The sequence below is a fragment of the Leptolyngbya sp. AN02str genome (genome assembly GCF_050565595.1).
Taxonomy (GTDB): domain Bacteria; phylum Cyanobacteriota; class Cyanobacteriia; order Elainellales; family Elainellaceae; genus Kaiparowitsia.
In genome coordinates, this window is the sequence record NZ_JBNXVR010000002.1 from 254,201 (window position 1) to 274,208 (window position 20,008).

10 protein-coding genes are annotated in these 20,008 nt (G+C 53.0%); 6 read left to right on the forward strand and 4 right to left on the reverse strand.

Annotation, left to right across the window (positions count from 1 at the left end; all coding sequences use genetic code 11):
* Positions 1–52: 52 nt before the first annotated feature.
* On the forward strand, positions 53–700 hold the full coding sequence (gene hisB, locus ACQ4M4_RS02855) for an imidazoleglycerol-phosphate dehydratase HisB (RefSeq protein WP_430682945.1): 648 nt from the start codon (positions 53–55) through the stop codon (positions 698–700).
* A 233-nt stretch (positions 701–933) separates the two neighbouring features.
* On the opposite strand, the gene ACQ4M4_RS02860 is transcribed toward hisB, so the two are convergent.
* Positions 934–1,635, reverse strand: coding sequence for a nuclease-related domain-containing protein (locus ACQ4M4_RS02860; protein ID WP_430682946.1), 702 nt, complete (start codon positions 1,633–1,635; stop codon positions 934–936).
* Between the two features lie 316 nt (positions 1,636–1,951).
* Here ACQ4M4_RS02860 and ACQ4M4_RS02865 point away from each other — a divergent pair, with 316 nt between their 5' ends.
* Together ACQ4M4_RS02865 and ACQ4M4_RS02870 are read left to right on the forward strand one after the other, a co-directional pair.
* A complete protein-coding gene (locus ACQ4M4_RS02865) occupies positions 1,952–2,830 on the forward strand; it encodes a radical SAM protein (protein WP_430682947.1) in 879 nt (292 codons plus the stop codon).
* Between the two features lie 751 nt (positions 2,831–3,581).
* A complete protein-coding gene (locus ACQ4M4_RS02870; RefSeq protein WP_430682948.1) occupies positions 3,582–4,280 on the forward strand; it encodes an MBL fold metallo-hydrolase in 699 nt (232 codons plus the stop codon).
* Between the two features lie 233 nt (positions 4,281–4,513).
* Here ACQ4M4_RS02870 and ACQ4M4_RS02875 read toward each other — a convergent pair whose 3' ends face one another.
* The gene (locus ACQ4M4_RS02875; RefSeq protein ID WP_430682949.1) at positions 4,514–6,265 is read right to left on the reverse strand and encodes a SulP family inorganic anion transporter; all 1,752 of its coding nucleotides are present in this window, start codon (positions 6,263–6,265) and stop codon (positions 4,514–4,516) included.
* Between the two features lie 493 nt (positions 6,266–6,758).
* Between ACQ4M4_RS02875 and ACQ4M4_RS02880 the strand changes: the two genes are divergently transcribed.
* Entirely contained in the window at positions 6,759–8,090 is a 1,332-nt protein-coding gene (locus tag ACQ4M4_RS02880; RefSeq protein WP_430682950.1) for an FAD-dependent oxidoreductase, read from the forward strand.
* Positions 8,091–8,305: 215 nt separating this feature from the next.
* Here the strand turns inward: ACQ4M4_RS02880 and ACQ4M4_RS02885 are convergent, their stop codons facing one another.
* Positions 8,306–8,710 (reverse strand): ArsR/SmtB family transcription factor, encoded by a 405-nt coding sequence (locus ACQ4M4_RS02885; protein WP_430682951.1) that lies wholly within the window; start codon positions 8,708–8,710, stop codon positions 8,306–8,308.
* Positions 8,711–8,793: 83 nt separating this feature from the next.
* On the opposite strand from ACQ4M4_RS02885, the gene ACQ4M4_RS02890 reads away from it, so the two are divergent.
* Both ACQ4M4_RS02890 and ACQ4M4_RS02895 read left to right on the forward strand, forming a co-directional pair.
* The gene (locus ACQ4M4_RS02890) at positions 8,794–9,216 is read left to right on the forward strand and encodes a YeeE/YedE family protein (RefSeq protein ID WP_430682952.1); all 423 of its coding nucleotides are present in this window, start codon (positions 8,794–8,796) and stop codon (positions 9,214–9,216) included.
* Between the two features lie 235 nt (positions 9,217–9,451).
* Complete coding sequence (locus ACQ4M4_RS02895) at positions 9,452–9,895, forward strand: DUF6691 family protein (RefSeq protein WP_430682953.1); 444 nt, start codon at positions 9,452–9,454, stop codon at positions 9,893–9,895.
* Between the two features lie 700 nt (positions 9,896–10,595).
* Here ACQ4M4_RS02895 and ACQ4M4_RS02900 read toward each other — a convergent pair.
* A complete protein-coding gene (locus ACQ4M4_RS02900; RefSeq protein ID WP_430682954.1) occupies positions 10,596–19,883 on the reverse strand; it encodes a PAS domain S-box protein in 9,288 nt (3,095 codons plus the stop codon).
* Between the last annotated feature and the right edge of the window lie 125 nt (positions 19,884–20,008).

A 20,008-nucleotide genomic window follows, 5' to 3' on the forward strand; every position in this document is an offset into this window, starting at 1 on the left:
TGATCCCTTGCTTGTTTCTTGTTGACGTCCTCTGTTGCGAAATCCCAGTCTTATGCAAACCCGCGATCCCATCACAACACCGACCGCTTCCGACGTTCCTGTTGTTTCGACAGGTCGCACAGCATCGGTCAGTCGCAAAACCAAAGAGACCGACGTTCAGGTGAGCCTCAACTTAGATGGGCAGGGGCAGTGTCGTGCAGAAACGGGAGTTCCTTTTTTGGATCACATGCTGGATCAGATTTCCTCGCATGGATTGATTGATCTTGATGTGCATGCAACCGGAGACATCCACATCGATGACCACCACACCAACGAAGACGTGGGCATTACGCTCGGTATGGCTTTGGCAAAAGCCGTGGGCGATCGCAAAGGCATTACCCGATTTGGGCACTTTGTCGCTCCACTCGATGAAGCATTGGTGCAAGTCTCCCTGGATTTTTCAGGCCGTCCCCATCTCAGCTATGGGTTGCAAATTCCGACGCAGCGAGTTGGTACCTACGACACTCAGCTCGTGCGTGAGTTCTTTGTCGCTGTGGTCAACCACGCGCAAATTACTCTCCATATTCGCCAGCTCGACGGTATCAACTCCCACCACATTATTGAAGCAACCTTCAAAGCATTTGCACGGGCAATGCGCATGGCGCTCGAAATTGATCCTCGACGAACCAATACCATCCCCAGTTCTAAAGGGGTGCTGTAGCCAATATCTGCTGGGTTCCGCCTCGCCCGTTTTGGCAACGCACGCGCAATCAATCAACTTCGGCTGATCTAAGCCTGACGTTGGAGAGAAAGCCAAAGGCTGTTTGAGATCTCCAGAGCAGAGTATCCAACAGCCTTTGGTTACCAACATTGATGAAGGGCCATCGTTCGCTTGGCGCTCACGAAATGCGTTGGAAAAATGTTGGCGCTTTTTCTGACCAGGATCTGGTCGCTTTAACCCAAACTTTTCAACAAAGGGATCAGTCTTGCTTTTTCTACCACGTAAACGCCGCGCAACTTTCCAGAGGGAATAGTCACTGTTGCGTCTGAAAAAGCAATCATTGGCGTGACAAACTTTTGTCGCTTTTGCTGTTTAATCCGGAGTGCTTGTTTCATCGCCTGTTCTAAAAAGTCTTTTTCAAACGGCTGCTTGTTTTGCCCGATGTAGCGGTAGAGCTGCTCCCCATCGGTTGTCACTTTTCCACGGTGGGATTTGACATCGATGGTGTAGGTATTGCCTTTGGGCGATGTACACACTACATCAACATCGCCCAGGCCACGCAGCTGTCGTCCATACTCAATTTCCCAGCCCAACGCTTCCAAACCCTCCAGTGTTTTGGCGATTTCTTCCTCACCTTTGGCACCTTGGTCAGCATGGTTAGCCCGCTTCCACAAATACAATCCTTTCCAGACGAGACTGGCCGCTGATACCAGCATCAAAAGGCCAAAGAGAAGCTTGAGCTGTGGTGCGATTAGGGGCTGTTGAGTGGCGGTTGTCAGTTGAAGTGAGGTTGCCAAGTTTTCAAACAATCGTAAAAGGACAAGTGGAACAACGAGCACGGCACCAGCCGCAACAAAGCTTTGAATCGCGCGGACGCGGCGACGCATGGCCATGGTGCGAATATTCTGCCCAGCTTGCCGTTTTCCTCGTCTCATTGCTTTATCCCTGGTGTGTGCCATCGCGGCTACAATTCCTGTTCTATTTAGGATAGGAGCATTCGATCGGTACAGGAACGGCAAATTTACGATTCTATTTTTGTATCCCTATCTATGGCGATCGCTTACCAGGAGGGGTATCACTCATCCATTCAAGCCATCCTTGCATTACTATATAGTTATCGAAAATCCAAAATATTGACCACTCTGTGACACCAGTTCGGGATCTATTTCAATTCATGCTTCTCCCAATTTTGTAGAAGCGCGGCGATCGCGTTTAACCTCAAATTTTCTTCCATTTTGTGGAAGCCCAACCATGGCGCAATCTATCACGCAATATCAGCCCAAGCTTAAATCAAGTACACATACATTAAGTACACCTACCCCAACGACATCTACCCCAACTCCATTCACATCCGTATATGGCCCTGTATCATCCTGGCGATTCGGTCAATCATTAGGCATTGATCCCATTGGTCATCACTCTACTTGTTCGTTTCGTTGTGCGTATTGCCAACTTGGCAAAATTGAGCAAGTTCAAACTACGAGGCAAGTTTTTGTATCAACTCGGCATATTGAGCAAGATTTACAAACCTTTGCTCCCTGGGATGTGGATGTGGTCACCCTTAGTGGCAGCGGCGAGCCAACCCTAGCCCTAAACTTGGGCGAAATCATCACCCTGGCCAAAACAGTCACCGCAAAACCGATCGCAGTGTTAACGAATGGAACGCTCCTGCACGATGCCACTGTGCGGGCAGAACTGGCGATCGCCCATGAGGTTGCCGTTAAGCTAGATGCGATCGGGCCTGTCCGGTTTCAGCGCGTCAATCGGCCTGCACCCGGCATGACCCTGGAGCAAATTCTGCAGGGAATCCAACAGTTTCGCCAGGAGTATACAGGCAGGCTGGCCATTCAAACTATGCTGCTATCCCCCTGGAGCGTCGCAGAGCAAGATACCTACATCACCTTTGTGCAGCATCTTCAACCCGACGAAATTCAGCTGAATACACCGACTCGCCCCAAACCTGTGCAACACGAAATGGATGCCCGAGGGAATCATGCTGCTGGCGATCGCCCCTATACCGTCCACCATCTCAAGCCTTTAAGCGAATCGGTTTTGCAACCCATGAGCGATCGCATTCATCGCGCAACAGGCATCCCCGTGCGCCATCCCAAACAGTTGCTCACCCAGTAGATCGACTGCGTAGCTCCTCCGCAACGCAGACTTGTTGGAAGCATGAATCGCTGCACGGTAGAGGCTTACAACGATCCATGCGTCTAGCAACCCATTCCACAGAGCCCCCCAACCTGCCCTCCCGAACCTCCCGTACCGTTCTTTCTGAATACACTGAAGTGCCCATATTTGCAGCCTCGTCGTGTCTGCAAATATGGGTGTTTTGGCAACGCCGCACCGCCTGCCAAAATACCCTTAACCAAAACCTATGCTCCCCTGGCTCTCGATGCACGAATTCGCAATTGCCTACTTTGACCGCCCTATTCAACCTGACAGGACTTACGCAAGCCCACTAAATCTGGTGTGTTGGTGTTGTGGGTAGGGCGCTTGGCACCCTACCCACAACACCAATGCGTAAGTCCAACTGAGTTTTGGATAAGCTGAAGCGCCCATTTTTGCGTGCGCGACGGGCAAACCTCAGAAAAGCTCCTAACCGAAACTGACGTTATTCAAGCCAGAAATTGTCAAAGCAGACTCGTCTTTCAAACTTGTTCCCAATCAGCTGGGTGCTTGCGGTAACTCAAGAAACCTGAAACCCACTCCTCATTAAATAACCATGTGGTAATATAACAAGTAAAGGTAACGAGGCTTTTCTCTCTCTCTCTGCTGGCGTTGGCCTTCATCTTCACTCTCCGGAAACCGCCCGCCAGCCTCTTCAAACCCATACACAACACTTCTTATCCATTCACAACCTCTAGCAGGAGAACGCACTATGCTATTTCGCCAGCTCTTCGACGAAGCAACCTGGACTTACACCTACCTCATCGCTGACCCGGAAACCAACGAAGCAATTTTGGTCGATCCGGTTGCCGAGCAAGTAGAGCGCGATTTGCGAATTCTGCAAGAGTTGGGGCTAACCCTACGCTATTGCCTCGAAACCCATATCCACGCTGACCACATTACTGGAAGCGGCAAGCTCCGCGAAATCACCGGATGCCAAAGCATTGTTCCTGCCAATGCAAAGGCAGCATGTGCCGATCGCTTTATTCAGGATGGGGAACAGGTGCAAATGGGCTCTGTACATATTGAGGCGATCGCCACCCTTGGGCATACCGACAGCCACATGGCCTACCTCATCAATGGAACTCACGTTCTCACAGGCGATTCGCTCTTCATTCGGGGTTGTGGCCGCACCGACTTTCAGAGTGGAGATTCGGGTGCCATGTTCGATTCGGTAACCGAGCGATTGTTCACCCTGCCAGATGACACACTCGTTTATCCAGGGCATGATTACAAAGGCGAAACCGTCTCTACGATTGGCGAAGAGAAGCAATGGAACCCGCGCTTTGCAGGGCACAACCGCGATAGCTTTATCGATTTGATGAGTAACTTGAAGTTGCCCAATCCCAAAAAGATTATGGAAGCAGTGCCCGCCAACGAGCGCTGCGGCAAAGTTGCCGTTTCTGCATAGTTCAGGCTTTCCAATGATTTAGACGCTCACCTAATCCTTTAATCCGTCCCTCTCGCGTGCTGATCCACACGAGAGGGTTTTTTATGAGCAACGTGGACGTTCCTTCGAGGGGAAACATCAGCGAGGATTCAATTCCCAGCAGCATTACAAGAAGCGATCGCAGCTTGAATTACTAGCCATCCATCAAAGCTATCTATCAGAGCAGAAAATTTCGTACCTGGAACTCACATCACCTAAATGCCAGCCAACTCGCGCATGGCTTGATCGGTGGATAGGAAGAAGTGATCTGGGCCGAGGTAATTCACAAAGCCAATGTGCTTCAGCTTATCCATCACGGGACCCTTCACTTCTGAAAAATAAAACTGAATGCCCAAACTCCGAAAATCTGCAATTAGGCTTTCCAACAGCTCTAAGGCGCTGGCATCAATGACATTAATCGCGCTACACACCAATACAATTTTTTTCACCTCTGGACGATCGGCGATCGCATGGGTCAAATAACTCTCCAAATACTTGGCATTGGCGAAATACAGGCTTTCATCTACTCGGACCGCCAGCACATGGGGATTCGTTTTTACCGAGTAGCGCAGCTCATTTCGAAAATGCTCTGATTCGCCTAGGCGACCCACGATTGCAATGTGGGGTTTACTTGTGCGCCATAAATGCAGCGACAGAGCAATCAGCGCCCCCAGCATAATGCCCTTTTCCACCCCCAGCGAGAGTACCGCCGCAAACGTAGCAATCCAGGCGATCGCATCTGCCTTGTCGTACGTCCACATGCGCTTTAGGGTGGCAAAATCCACCAGCTTATACACCGCAGTGATAATAATGGCCGCCAAACTTGCCTGGGGCAAAAAGTAAAACAACGGCGTTAAAAACAGAACGGTGACGGCAATCAGCAGTCCGGTAATGATGGAGGCAAGGCCTGTGTTTGCGCCTGCCGCAAAGTTCACCACCGAGCGGCTCAACCCACCCGTGACCGGGTAGCCTCCCAAGAATGAGGCTCCCAGGTTCGACACCCCAAAGGCAATCAATTCTTGATTGGCATCAATTTTTTCTCGGCGTTTGCTGGCTAGGGCTTGGCCTCCAGCAAAGCCTTCCATATAGCCTACAAGCGCGATCGCCAGTGCCGGCGGCAGCAGCGATCGCAGCATTGCACCATTCAGCACAGACCAATGAATTGCGGGCAAACCAGATGGAATACTGCCCACCACCCTAACTGCCGCCACCTGATCTAAACCCAACGCCCACACCAACCCAGTCCCCACTATAAGAACCAGCAGAGGTGCGCTTTTAGAGACTGGAAGAATCTTTTGGTCGCTCCACCCCAATCGCTTTAATTGGTAAACCAGTGGATTGTTGAAATATAGCAAAATCACAATACTGAGGATGCCAATCATAAATGTTATTCCATTCATACTCGGCAAGGCGCGAATCAGATTGGATAACAGTACAAAGAATGATTCGGTGGATGGAATGGTTAAGCCAAATAAGTGTTTGATTTGGCTAAAGGCGATGATGATCGCCGCCCCGCTCACAAAGCCAGAAATCACCGAACGGCTGAGGAAATTTACCAAAAATCCCAGTCGTAGCAGCCCAAAACCAATCTCAATCACTCCGACTAAACAGGCAAGCGCGATCGCCAATTCCAAGTATTGAGGCGTATCCGGAGCCGCCAAGGAGGCGATCGCCGCAGCCACCATCAGTGAATCGACCGCAACTGGCCCCACAGCCAACACTCGACTGGTTCCAAACAGGGGATACAAAATTGGCGGCGCGATACTGGCGTAAAGGCCAATCTGCGGCGGCAACCCTGCAAGCAGCGCATAGCCCATACTTTGGGGAATCAGCAAACTCGCAACAATAATGCCTGCTGTGACATCCCCTATCCAATATCGCGCTTGGTAGTGTCGCAACCAGTCTAATGCTGGAATGTAGCGTTTGAGCGATCGCACAATTTGCCTATCAGCGCAACGATCCGTCACGTGCTGATTCATAAATCTTGCCCATTTCGACACTGCAAAGAAACGACCACTAACTCGGTGCAGCTCGCAATCCATGCGATTGCACCCCATCAAGGCTTTACCCTATTAAATTACCATATAGCAATATGACATTATTCTAGTTTTATGAAATGTCAACGAAATTTATAGCTGTCGCCAGCGTAGTTGAAACAAGGGCATGTGGAGGGATGGCGAATCCATCCCTCCACATGCCCTAATCAAACTGGCTATCGCTGTAGTAGCCGCAAACAGTCGTGATGTCGTGGGTGCAGGCTAAGGCTGTAGTCCGCGAACCCTGGCCCAAATATCACTCCCCACTCCACAGCTTTAAAGATTTATTGAATGCAGATGAACCGCAGGAATACTCAGTAGTATGTTGGCCTTAATGATGTGTCCCCTTTTGAAGCTCAGGCCCGCACGCATTGGCTTTATACGCATTGACTCCACACTCACAAAGGATATTTGAAGAAAGTCTGTGACATCAACCTCACAAAACCTGCAATCTGTTCAATCCTCCTCTGCGACCTCGACCGCGATAGATTCACACGAGGCACAGCCCAATCTCTCACCCATCCATCATCAAATTGTGATTGTGGGAGGCGGAGCCGCTGGCATTACCGTTGCCGCCCAGTTGCTCAAGCACGACCGCAGCCTAGATGTTGCAATTATCGAACCCTCGGATAAGCACTACTATCAACCGGGGTGGACGTTGGTTGGCGGTGGTGTTTTTCCCATCTCGAAGTTTGTTCGCGATGAGAGAGATGTGATTCCCGATGGAGCGACCTGGATTCAAGCGCGAGTTGCCCAGCTAGACCCCGACCACAATACGGTCGTAACTCAGGCAGGGCAGGCGATCGCCTATGAATATTTAGTGCTGTGCCCTGGTATTCAACTTGACTGGCATCTGATTCAGGGTTTGCCAGAAGCCCTGGGAAAAGCTGGAGTCACAAGCAACTACTCCAAAGACTACGCACCCTACACCTGGGAAACCATTCAAACCTTTAGGGGAGGCAATGCCCTCTTTACTCAACCGGCCACACCCATTAAATGCGGTGGCGCGCCACAAAAGGTAATGTACATGGCAGATGACACCTTTAAGAGCAAAAGTGGGGTTGGGGTCAACACCACGGTCATGTTTTGTACCGCTACGGCAAGCATGTTCTCCGTGCCGGAATACTCGGCAGCGCTAGATACAGTCGTCGCTCGACGCGGAATTACCACCAAATTCAAACACAATCTCAAAGCCATCAAAGCAGACACTCAAGAAGCAATTTTTGACGTGACCACAGATAGCGGCGTGCATGAAGTGAGCATCCACTACGACATGATTCACGTTACGCCACCGATGAGCCCGCCAGATTTTGTGAAGCACAGTCCCTTAGCTGGCGCTGGCGGATGGATCGACGTTCACCCAGAAACGTTGCAGCACACCCGCTACCCCAATGTGTTTGCACTGGGCGATGCATCATCACTGCCAACCTCCAAAACAGCTGCTGCCGTTCGTAAGGAGGCTCCGATCGCCGTGCAAAACTTGCTGTCAAGGATGCGATCGCAGCCCTTTCATGCTCAGTACGATGGCTACACCTGCTGTCCTCTGATCACAGGCTATCATTCCACCATCATGGCGGAATTTGCCTATGGCGGAAAACTGGCCCCATCCTTTCCGCTAGATCCCACAAAAGAGCGTTATTCCATGTATCTTGCCAAGGCTCACGTACTGCCCTGGCTGTATTGGAACCGTATGCTCAAGGGGGAAGGATTTGAAGCAGATGTTCTAAAACCGTTGCAGAAACTCGTTCGACACTAACGTCTTGAGATTTGGTCAACCCATCGCTTCGCAGAATGCACCATTGAACGCGTTTCGTTTGCTTAACGATTAGGTGCAGCATCGGTGGGTCAAGGCATAGTTCTTGAAAGCATGAATCGTTGCATGGTTCTATCATGCAACGATTCATGCAGTAAACCGATAAACGATACCGTTCAAATCGTCACCAAGGGCGTCTCCAAATCCCAACGGTGACATTAACGCTGGCGTAGGTTCGACAGCTGTTGTAGCTGTTGGCTTTGCTGCTCAACTTGAATCGCCAATGCATCACACACCAAGTCGCATAGCTCAAACAGAAACGGATTGGCAATTCGGTAGTAGACACACACTCCACGTTGCTCGCGGGCAACCACACCTGCCTGAGACAGCATTTTCAAATGCTTGGAGACATTGGCTTGCCCCAATCCTGTATCTTCAATAATCTCGGTTACGTTTTTGGCACCTGTTTTGAGCGAACACACAATTTGTAGCCGACTCACTTCCGACAGGACTTTGAAAAAATCTGCCATCAGGCTCAACGCTTCGGGAGAGAGCTTGGCAATCCCACAATCGTCTGAGCTTCGGGGTAGGGAAACTGTGGCTTTGGGAGACTTGGTAGGCATAAAACGCGTTTGGTGAAGTAGGCTATCTTTATTATATTGCCATACGGTAGTATAGTCTTGTACACACGAAAGGTTCACACAGGATGGCAGCATTCAACTGGCCAACAGCCTTGATGGGTGGGATATTCATTGGCATCAGTGCAACGGTTCTGTTGTTAGGAAGCGGTCGCATTGCTGGCATTAGCGGTATGGTCAATGGGGCCATGACGTTTGCACGGCAGGAGATGTGGCGCTGGAGCTTTATTGCAGGGTTGTTGCTGGGCGCGTTGGTGTATGAGTACGGGCTAGCCACAGCACCCACTCCTCATTCAACATTTTCCCCGATTTCGATGATTGTCGGTGGGCTATTGGTGGGTTGGGGAACCCGTATGGGCAATGGTTGTACGAGTGGCCACGGAGTATGTGGTTTGGGGCGGCTGTCGATGCGATCGCTCGTGGCGGTTCTCGTCTTTTTGGGAACTGGCATGCTGACTGTGTTTGTGATGCGTCATGGCGTTGTGAGTTAACCATATCGTGTGAGTTCGCTCACGGGTGTTGGATTTTCTCGACAACTTGACCTAACCTGGCCCAAGAAAGCGGCAAATGTTTGAACAGAGCCGTTCAATTTAAGAACGCTGACAGAGACAGGACTTACGCATTTATGTTGTGGGTGGGGTGCGAAGCACCCCACCCACAACATAAACCCACCAGATTTAGTGGACTTGCGTAAGTCCATAGAGACTTACGAGACGGAACATGACGATGAAACTTCATCTTGTTGCATTACTTTCGGGCACTTTGTTTGGCTTGGGGTTGGGCCTATCGCAAATGATCGATCGCGATCGCGTTTTGGGCTTTTTAGACGTGGCGGGCATTTGGGATCCCACTTTGCTCTTTGTACTGGGCGGTGCTGTGGGAGTCACCGTGATTGCGTTTCGGTTTGTTTTACGACGGCAGCATCCTTTGTTGGGCGATCGCTTCTATATCCCTACCAAGCAGGGGCTTGATGCATCACTAATCGTGGGTGCCGCGATTTTTGGCATTGGTTGGGGCATTTCCGGCTATTGTCCTGGACCAGCCATTACCGCGCTGGTTTTGGGAGTGTGGAACCCAGTGCTGTTTTTAGTTGCGATGGTGATTGGCTCTCTCGCCCAAAAGTGGTTTGCTACCAATGCGTCTCAACTTCGCCCTCGGCAAAATGCTTAAGGGCTCCAGTGTCATGAACACCTAGATTCATGAACACCGTGTCATGAACACCTCGTTGAAATGGGATCAGCGCATTAGGATAAGTCCTGACCCATTCAGGAAAAACCATGATGATTGCGGCGGGGGCAGCGTTGGGCATTGTTGGGGTTGTGCTGTTGGCGTTTTACCAGCTGCTGAGCCCTGACCATCAGCTGCGGTTAGACGCTCTCACGGTTGAGAAGCCGTAGTCTTGGGTCTGTTGAATAGATCTCTTGCGTGAGTTGTGGTGTGGCGCTGCAATAACAATTCACCCTCCCCAAAAATGAAGGGAAAGAATTGGGTGAATAGCCTGAGTTTTGGATAAGCTGAAGTGCCCATTTTTTTGTGCGCGACGCGCACACAAAAATGGGCACTTCTGAGGTTTGCGCACCGCGCAAGCCTCAGAAAAGCCCTTAACCGAAACTGACGTGGTGAATAGGGTCTCTGGTGGGGGGTTGGGGGGTATGGGAGGTTGGGGAATGGGAGTTCAAGGTTTGGCTTGGGGGCGCGTCGCCCCCCAAACCCCCTGACTGGGAGAGACGGCAGCCCGTCCCTCCCAGACCCTCCCTCGGCAAAGGGGTTGATTGATGGGAGGGGTGAGGCCGCTTCGCATCGGTTGGGGTGGGATCAGGTTTATGGGTGGAGCCGGATGGGGAGCGGGGGTAGGGGTTAGGGATGGGGGTTAGGGGTGTGGAGCTTTGGGCCAGGTGAAGTAGAATGTGGCTCCGGCTCCGGGTTGCGAGTCCACCCAAATGCTGCCGCCTTCGGCTTCGATCAGTTTTTTCACGATCGCCAGTCCAATTCCAGTGCTACCGGTGTCTGCTTTGGGTTGGAGTGTTTCAAACACGCCAAAGATGCGCTCGTGGTACATAGGCTCAATGCCAGGCCCTTTGTCGGCGATCGCAAATTCATACCAGTCGGGATGCTCTTGAATGGCGATCGTGACTTCTCCTTGCTGGTTTTCGCAGCCGTACTTAATGGCGTTCCCAATCAGATTGGAGAGTACCTGCTCCAGGTTCAAGCGTCTGGCGTCAAATGTGGGAGTTGGGGTCGTAAACCGAAGTTTTATTTCGGGTGGGAGCGCCCAGGCCAGTTTGAGTTCTTCGACCATGTTGCCCACATCCACCAGTTCAACTTGTTGGTTGGTGCGTCCGGCTCGCGAGTACTCTAGCAAGTCGCTAATGAGCGCATCCATGCGATCTACTTGGCGCACCATGAGCTGGAGTTGTTCTTGGTTGTCTGGTGGAATTTGTCCTTCCAGGTCTTCTTGCAGCCACTCTGCCAGGTTGCGAGCGCCTCGCAATGGCGCTTTTAAGTCATGGGACACAATATAGGCAAACTGATTGAGTTCCTGGTTGCGTTCGCTCAGGTCTCCTGTCAGCTGTTCTAAACGTTGGTTGAGTTGATTGAGTTCCTGTGCCCATTTTTCGCGGGCCTGCTCTGCCTGCTTGCGATCGCTAATATCGACAATAAACTGCACGACTTCGCTACTGTTGAGCGAGGTGGCAGCACACAATCCCCACCAGCGCGATCCGTCTTTGCGAATCAGTTCTTTTTCGTAGGGGGTCGTGCGGCCTGTTGTCTCCAACTCAGCAAACGCCTTCAAAGCCGTTTCCCAATGCTCTGCCGGGGTGAGGCCGCTCCAGTTGAGCTGCCCAGCTTCAATATCCGCATGGCTGTAGCCACTCATGTGCAAAAAGGCTTCGTTGGCTTCGGTAATGGGTCCTTTTAGGTCAAAAAACACAATGCCGACTGTTTCGATGGCGATCGCCCGCCGCAACCGTTCTTCCGATTCTTGTAGCGCAATTTCGGCTTGGCGTTGCTCCACCAAGTCAGCAGCTTGGCGAGCCAGCACATCAAATAGGTTCAGCTCGCGCTCCGAGGGGTGGTAGGGCTTGCACCAATGGGTTGAAATCATGCCCACCAGTCGGCCATTCCGAGAAATCAGCGGCGTGGTTTGCACGGCGCGAATGTTGGATTTTTGGAAGATGGGATGATCTTCGGTGCCCACAATGAGATCACAGCTATCAATATCAGGCACAATCACGCGATCGCCCGTGGTTAGGGCAATTCCACAGGATGCATGGGAATCATACCCGACCCACTCCCAGTAAGCCGCCGAATCTGGGTGGAATCCGCGTGAGTGCATGAGATGCAGCGCACCTCGCTCGGGATCTAGGCTTTGCAAGCTGCCCATATCGGCATGCATAAGGGCGATCGCCGCATCCAAAATTTGCTCATACAGCTGATTGACATCATCTTCCTGCATCAGTTGGGTACTAATGTGCTGAAGCCGCTTGGCATCGGCCAACTCCAACGAAAGACGCGCCTCGCTATCGCGCAGCGCCGCCTCGGCACGAGCCCGCTCCAACCGGGGAAAGATGCGAGCCGCCAGCTCTTGAATCAGATCCAGCTCATCTTTTCGCCAGTTACGCGGCTTGGTGTCAATCACCGACACAAACGATCGCCACTCCCCATGATGAAGATGGGGAACCGTAACAAATGCGTGAATATTCAGCGCGGCATAGTGGTCTGCATGAGTCCGTGAGTCGTTTTGGGTATCGCGCACCACCATCATCTGGCCAGCACGACAAGTCGCCCCAAACGCATCGGTAACATACTCATTCAAGTCGTAGGTGCGCAGCAGATTGGGAGCTTTGCTATCTCGCCACTCGTAGTTAATCGTCAGCGTGGATTGCGATTCATCCACCACACCAAAGTTGCAGGCCGCAATATCCAAATATTCACTCATTTTTGCACCAGCTACCTGCATGATGTCTTCGGGCGTGGAGAGCCGAGCAAAATCACTGGCAATTTCGGCCAGTAGCAAGGCCATTTTTTCGCGGCGTTTGCGATCAGTAATGTCCTTAAATAAAATGGCAACCTTGCGTTCGTGTGGCTCACCAATTCGGAACGAGTAAACATCGTAATATCGACCATCCAATTGCTCGGCCAAGTTCTCAAACCGGGTAGGTTCTCCTGTAAGCGCCACATTGCCATAGGCTTCAAACCAATAGTCCTCGTGCTCAGGCACCAGTTCCCGAGCCGTTTTGCCCAACACATTAACCAACCCGGTCTGCACTTCAAACGCCGTGTTGACTTCCAAAAAGCGATAGTCGTAAGGTCTGCCCATCGGGTCAAACAGCATTTGAACCAGACAAAATCCTTCATCAATCGAGTTAAACAGCGATCGGTATTTTTCTTCGGATAACCGCAGAGCCGCCTCGGCACGAGCCCGCTCCAGTCGCGGAAAGATACGATTCGCCAAGTCTTGAATCAGCTCAATTTCGTCGTCGCGCCAATCGCGCACATGGGATGTCGTCACGACCATGACGTATCGCCACTCACCCGCATGGTGAAATGGCACCGTCACTCCAGCGGCAATACCCAAGTCGGCATACCCCGCCCGATTAAGGCGCGCATCGTTTTGCGCATCCCGAATGATGAAGGTTTGCCCCGCTCGCAGACAGTGCTTTACCTCCACATCAAAAAACTCGGACATGCGATACACCCCAGAGATGTCGGGCACTTCGGGCACTCGCCATCCTTCTGAGACCGTGGAGCGATCGCCGGCTTCGTCAATTTCGGCGAAGTGGCAGGTCGCCAGGTTAAGATGAGCCCCCAGCTTGGCCCCCACGACTTGAAAGATCTCGTCAACGGTAGATAGGCGCGACAGATCTTCCACAATGTCCGACATCAGGGATAAGTTGGCTTCGCGACGCTTGCGCCTCGTAATGTCTTGGAAGACAGAGGCTACGCGGTTGCTGCCCGGTTCGCCTGCCTGAAACATGTAAAAGTCAAACCAACAATTGTGGGGCTCGGAATATCCTTCTAACCGTTCACCCTGTCCGGTGCGAACGACTCGGCCAAAGAGCTCACACCAGTACGGCTTGTCGTAGTCCAGCTCTATCTCACTGAGCCGACGCCCGGTGAAGTCTTGCCCCAGCATGGCGATCGCCGAAGGGTTTGCATCCAAGTACAGGATATCGACGGGCTGGTTGTACTCATCCAAGATGACTTCACTCAGCAGGTATCCTTCATCAATGGACGTAAACAGGTTGCGATACCGTCCTTCCGATTCCCGCAGGGCGGCCTCGGTGCGGGCGCGCTCCACGGCAGCCCAGGTGCGGTCGGCAGTTTCTCGCACCAGCGCGACTTCGGTTTCGGTCCACTGGCGTGGGGTAGCTTGAGTAACGCCCAGGGTTGCCAACAGCCGACCCGCCTTGACGAGGGGATAGGCGATCGCAGCACCAACATGAATGGCTTGATAGGCTGCCCGTTCGGCTTCGGAGTCTGCGGGCACCGTCTGCGTATCGGAAATGATGATGGGACGGTTGGCTCGCAACTCTTGGAAAACATAGGCGCTGTAGTCGCGAATGCGATGTCGGCCTGCAATGCTGGGCACGCGATCGCTGGAGTAGTAATTGTCTGGATTGACGATGTGTTCGTCGTCGGGTTCTACTTCGGCATAGTAGGCCCGATCCACCTGCAAATGTTCTCCCAGTACCTGGCTGGCTACGGCCTTAATCTCGTCGGCAGAGCTAAGCGATCGCAACGCATCACTCAGCTTAAGCAAATACGCCTGTCGTTCTTCGCTGTCGCGCAATGCCTGCTCTACCATGGCCCGTTCCACCACCGACCAAGTGCGCTCAGCCGTCTCTTCCATCAGGGCAATTTCGTCATCCGTCCAATTGCGTGGCTCGGTTTGGTGCACGGCAAAGATGGCAATCAACCGTCCTTCTTTGGTCAGCGGCACGCAAATAAACGCCTGAGCCTGCACCTCCAGGTTCAGTTGGCGCTCCGCCTCGGTAAACCGGGGCTCCTGCTCTACGTTGTTCACCACCAACGTATGCCCAGCTAGCATTTCCACAAAGGAAACGGTGGTAAAATCCTCGACCCAATACCGACCAGCAATATCGGGAACCGTTGGTTTATGGTAGTTGGGCTTGATGTTGAAGTAGCCTCCGGTGGCATCGGTGTCAACCTCGGCGTAAAACACCCGATCAACCCCCATGTACTCGCCCACCACGCGCGACGCCTGGTACTGAATCTCGCCAGGATCAAGGAGCGATCGCAGCGCATCCGACAGCGTTACCCGAAATGCATCCAGCTCAGCCGCACGGCGTGCCTGTTCTTCATTGCGTTTGCGCTCAGTCACATCTTGCGTAATGCCAATCACCCGATCGATTTGGCGATGCTCACCCTCGCCTGTAAAAAAGAGACGACCGCGATCGAGCTGCCAGCGAACTTCTCCATCCGTGCGCACAATACGGAACAGGTGCTCATAGGAGCCCGATTTCTTGTTCTGAGTGTACTGTTCCGTCATGGCCAACATATTGGGCCGATCGTCGGGATGAATAAACTCAAAGAACTGATCAAAGGTAATGGTTGCATCCTCGGGCAACCCATAAAACGATTTCAGCAGGGGTGACCAGTTGAGCTGATTGGTGGACGGAATGTACTCGTAAATGCCAAATATCGCCGCATCCGATGCCAAACGCAGCCGCTCTTCCGAGGCCCGCATTTGGGTTTCGGCCATCTTCAAGTCGTGAATATCGGTGGAGGTGCCAAACCAGCGCACAATATCACCTGTAACCGGGTCACGGGAGGGCTGCGCCCGCGCCAAAAACCAGCGGTATTCTCCCGAAGCCGAGCGCACCCGATGCTCGACGGTGTAGGTTGAACCCGCCGCCGCCGCTTGTTGAAACAACTCCTGAGCGAGCGGGATATCATCGGGATGAACGCAGTCCGACACCATTTCGGCGGTTAGCTCTGGCCCAAAGGGAATGCCCGTGTAGCTTTCCCACTGCTGGTTAAAGAACTCGTAGTAGCCTGCCGAATTGGCAATCCACACGATTTGCGGCACAGCATCGGCCATCAACCGGAACCGTTCTTCGCTGTCGCGCAGGGTTACCTCGGTCAGCTTGCGATCGTGAATGTCGGTGGAGGTGCCAAACCAGCGCACAATCTCCCCCGTACCGGGATCGAAGTAAGGTTCAGCCCGAACCAAAAACCAGCGGTACTCTCCGGTAGCTGAGCGAATGCGGTGCTCAACGCTAAAGGTTGTGCCGGCCTGCTGCGCCCCAGCAAACACTTCCATGGTGCGCTCAGCATCATCGGGATGAATGAAATGGTCACATACATCTTGCGCAGTCTGCGGTATGCCGACTGTTCCGGTGTAGTCATTCCACTGTTTATTGAAGAATTCCACGTTCCCGCTGGAGTCGGTAATCCACACCATCTGGGGCACAACGTTGGTCATCAGGCGGAACCGCTCTTCACTCTCGCGCAGGGTGGCCTCGGCCCACTTGCGATCGCTCACGTCACTGGCTGTCCCAAGCCACTCCACAATCTCACCCTGCTCATTTAGCAGGGGCACCGCCCGCGAAAAGGTCCAGCCAATGCTGCCATCTAGCCGAATGACGCGATGCTCCAGCTCAAACGTTGTTTTGTGGCGAACTGCCTCTTGAACGGCGAGTAGAACGTTGGCCTGATCTTCGAGAGGAATATAGGCATCCAGCCAGGTATAGTTAAACGCTCCCGAACTAACCAGAAAATCTTTGCCCTCCAGGTGCCGCATTTCGCTCCAGTCGGCGCTCATTTTGTACACCGTGTCGGAGCTAGCCGTTACAAACAACCGAAACTGCTCTTCGCTTTGGCGTAAGGCTTCTTCGGCCTGTTTGCGCTCGGTAATGTCGCTCACAATGCCAAACATGCGAATCATTTGGCCGGCTTCATCAAATTCCAGATCCGCCTCAACGTAGACCGTGCGCTCTATGCCATCAGGTCGAATGATGCGATGCTCTGCCTCTAGGGGTCGCTGCTCAGCGATCGCCCCCGTCATAGCCTCCTGTAGTTGAGGCAGATCGTCAGGGTGAACCAGACTGGCCGCCGATTCATAACTCAGCTCAAATTCACTCTCGCCGACCATAATGCGACGAGCTTCGATCGACCAGAACAGATCGTGAGAAGCAGCATCATACACCCAGTGCCCCATCTTGCCGACCCGCTGAGCCCGTTCCAGCAAGGCCGTCCGCTCCTCAAGCTGCCGTTCACTCTCCTGCAAAGCCAAAATCGCCACTTGCTGATCGTGAATATCACTGGCCGCGCCAAACCACTGTGTGATCCGACCGTCGGTATCCAAGGCGGGCTCGGCTTGAATGAGGAACCAGCGGTAGTTGCCATCGGTACCGCGAATGCGATGCTGATCTCGCAAGGGGGCACATTGCTCCACCGCAGCCTGAAACTTGGCCAACGATTCCGCCTGATCATCGGGATGAATGGCAGCCAGCCAGCCATAGCCCTGAGCCTCTTCCATCGTTTGCCCGGTGTAGTCCAACCACCGCTGGTTAAACCAACTGGAATGCCCAGATGCGTCGTTGCGCCACAGCAGATCGGGCACCAGATTGGCGATCGCCTGAAAATCGGCAGCCGCCTCGCGAGCCGCTTCTTCCGCTTGTTTGCGTGCTGTGATATCCAGCACAATCGCCAGCACAAACTTGGGATTTCCTTCAAAATCCCGCACCAGCGACACGCTATTGTTCACCCATACAATGTCTCCATCCTTACGGATGTAGCGCTTTTCAATTTCGAACGGGGTGCCATCTGTTATTAGACGATCGTAGAGTTCGGCGTTGTAGGGCAAATCATCGGGATGCGTAATGTCGTGCATGCGAACATGCTGCAATTCTTCGGCGGTGTAGCCCGTAATATCGCAATACTGCTGGTTGGAGAGCAGGCTGTTTTCACCCACCACCGCATAGGCAACCCCCACCACCGCCTGATCCACCAGCGCCCGATACCGCGCCTCCGAGTCGTAAAGCTGAATTTCGGCCTGCTTGCGCTCGGTAATGTCCTGCGCCACTCCCACAACTCGCATGGCGCGACGCTGCGCTCCCTCCCCTTCAAAAAATACCTGTCCCTTGTCGAGAATCCAGCGAACTTCGCCATCCGTTCGCCGCACAATGCGAAACTCGTACTCATAGGAGGAGGGTGCATCGGGCTGCACCGATTCTTCCAGATAACGCAACGCCTTGTCGCGATCGGCAGGATGAAATAGCTCGGCAAACAGTTCGCAGGTGACTTCGGCATCTTCGGGCAGGCCGTGCATGGTCTTTAGCAGTGGCGACCACTTAACCTGCCGCGTCTCTGGCAAAAATTCGTAAATGCCAAACTGGGCAGCATGGGAGGCCAGCCGCAGCCATTCTTCCGACGATCGCAACTGAGTTTCGGTGCGTTTGCGGTTGGTAATGTCGTTGTAGAGAATGGCCACTCGCCGCTTTTCTGGCTCTTCGACCCGAAAGGCGTACACGTCGTACCAGCGACCCCAACCTTCGGCGTACTGCTCAAATCGGATTGGCTCCCCGGTGCGGGCAACTTGCCCATAAATTTGATACCAATGCTCTTCCAGCTCGGGCGCAAGGGTGCGAATGGTTTTGCCACTTAAGGCCAGTTCGCGCGAGAGGCCCGTCAACCGCTCAAACTGGGGGTTGGTATCGATTATGCGGTAATCCACCGCATTGTCGTATTCATCGAAAATAACTTCGGCAATGCAGTAGCCTTCATCCATTTCGGTGAAGAGCAGGCGGTACTTTTCTTCGGACTGGCGCAACACTTGCTCGGCCAGCCGTTGTTCAATCAAGTCGGCAGCCTGACGAGCCAGCAGATCTAAAAATCGCAGCTCGCGATCGCTCGGTTGGTACGATTCGTGCCAATGGGTAGACACCATGCCCAGCAGCTTGCCCGACCGCGCAATCAGCGGCGTGGACTGAGCGCATCGGTAACCTGCGTCAACCAATAGACGCAACGCCCCATCGGGCTTACCTTGCTCCACCCCACCACAGTCAACAATCGTGCGATCGCCACTTCTTAATGCCTGACCACAGGATGTGTTGGAGCTGGCATCTAGCCGATGGAACTGCTCAACAAGCGAAGGGGCAAAACCCTGGCTAGCCAACAGCACCAGCTCTTGGGTGGCATCATCCCACATTTGTACAGCCCCTGCGTGGGCATGGGTAAGGGCGATCGCCGCCGCCACAATTTCGTCATAGAGGGACTGAATATTTGCCTCAGTGGATAGCCGTTCGCCCAAATCTCGCAGCAGTTGGGTATCCCGCAAATCTGCCGCCACAATTGCTTCGGCCTCTTTGCGCTTGGTAATGTCTTTGAACAGCAGCCCCACCCGATGCTCGTGCGGCTCGTCAATGCGAAAGGCATTCACCTCAAACCAGCGGCCCATCGCCCTGGCATGATCCACAAAATGAACCGGCTCTCCTGTGAGCGCCACCGTTCCGTAAATTTCAAACCAAAACGGCTCCAAATCGGGAACCAGCTCACGCACCCGCTTCCCCAGCACATTCTTCAACCCCGTTTGCTCTTCAAACACGGAGTTGATTTCGAGATAGCGGTAGTCAATCGGCCGCTGGGCTTCATCAAAAATCATCTGCAAAATGCAGAAGCCCTCTCGAATTGAGTTGAACAGGGCGCGATAGCGCTCTTTGGCCACGCAGCGATCGGACGATGTTACCGGGTGCGATCGCACCAAAGCCGCATTCCCATCAGCCGCATCCCCGTCAGCCACATCCCCCGAGGCCATCGCTGTAGAGATAGCCTGATGTAGCGACTCCGCCGTCATCTGGTCAATCACCAAGTAATCTGCCGCGCCCGCCTTCATGGCCTGCACAGCCAAGCCCGCATCATTATCCCCAATCACCACAATAGGAGGACAACGCTTCCCCAGTTCGGCCGTGAGCGCCCTCACCTCCCCTAAGCCACGAGCCCCAATCGAGCGAGCCTCCAGCAAAATGGCACCCACATCCTGAGACTGGAGCAGCGCCAAACCTTGACTCCCAAGAGGCTCTACCAAAACTTGGTACGACACCTCAGCAATCTGTTTCAGCAGCCCTTGATAAGTATCAGCCGTGCCGTGAAAGCCATCAATAACCAGAACCGTGCGATCGGATTTTGCCATCAGAGGAAACGTAACCCTAGCTGCTTGAGCTCACATAGATTTTTTATTAAGACAACGACTGACCTGCCTCACCTTAGAGCCATAGGACCGCATCTTGTTGAATGAAAATATGCCCCGTGGCTTGA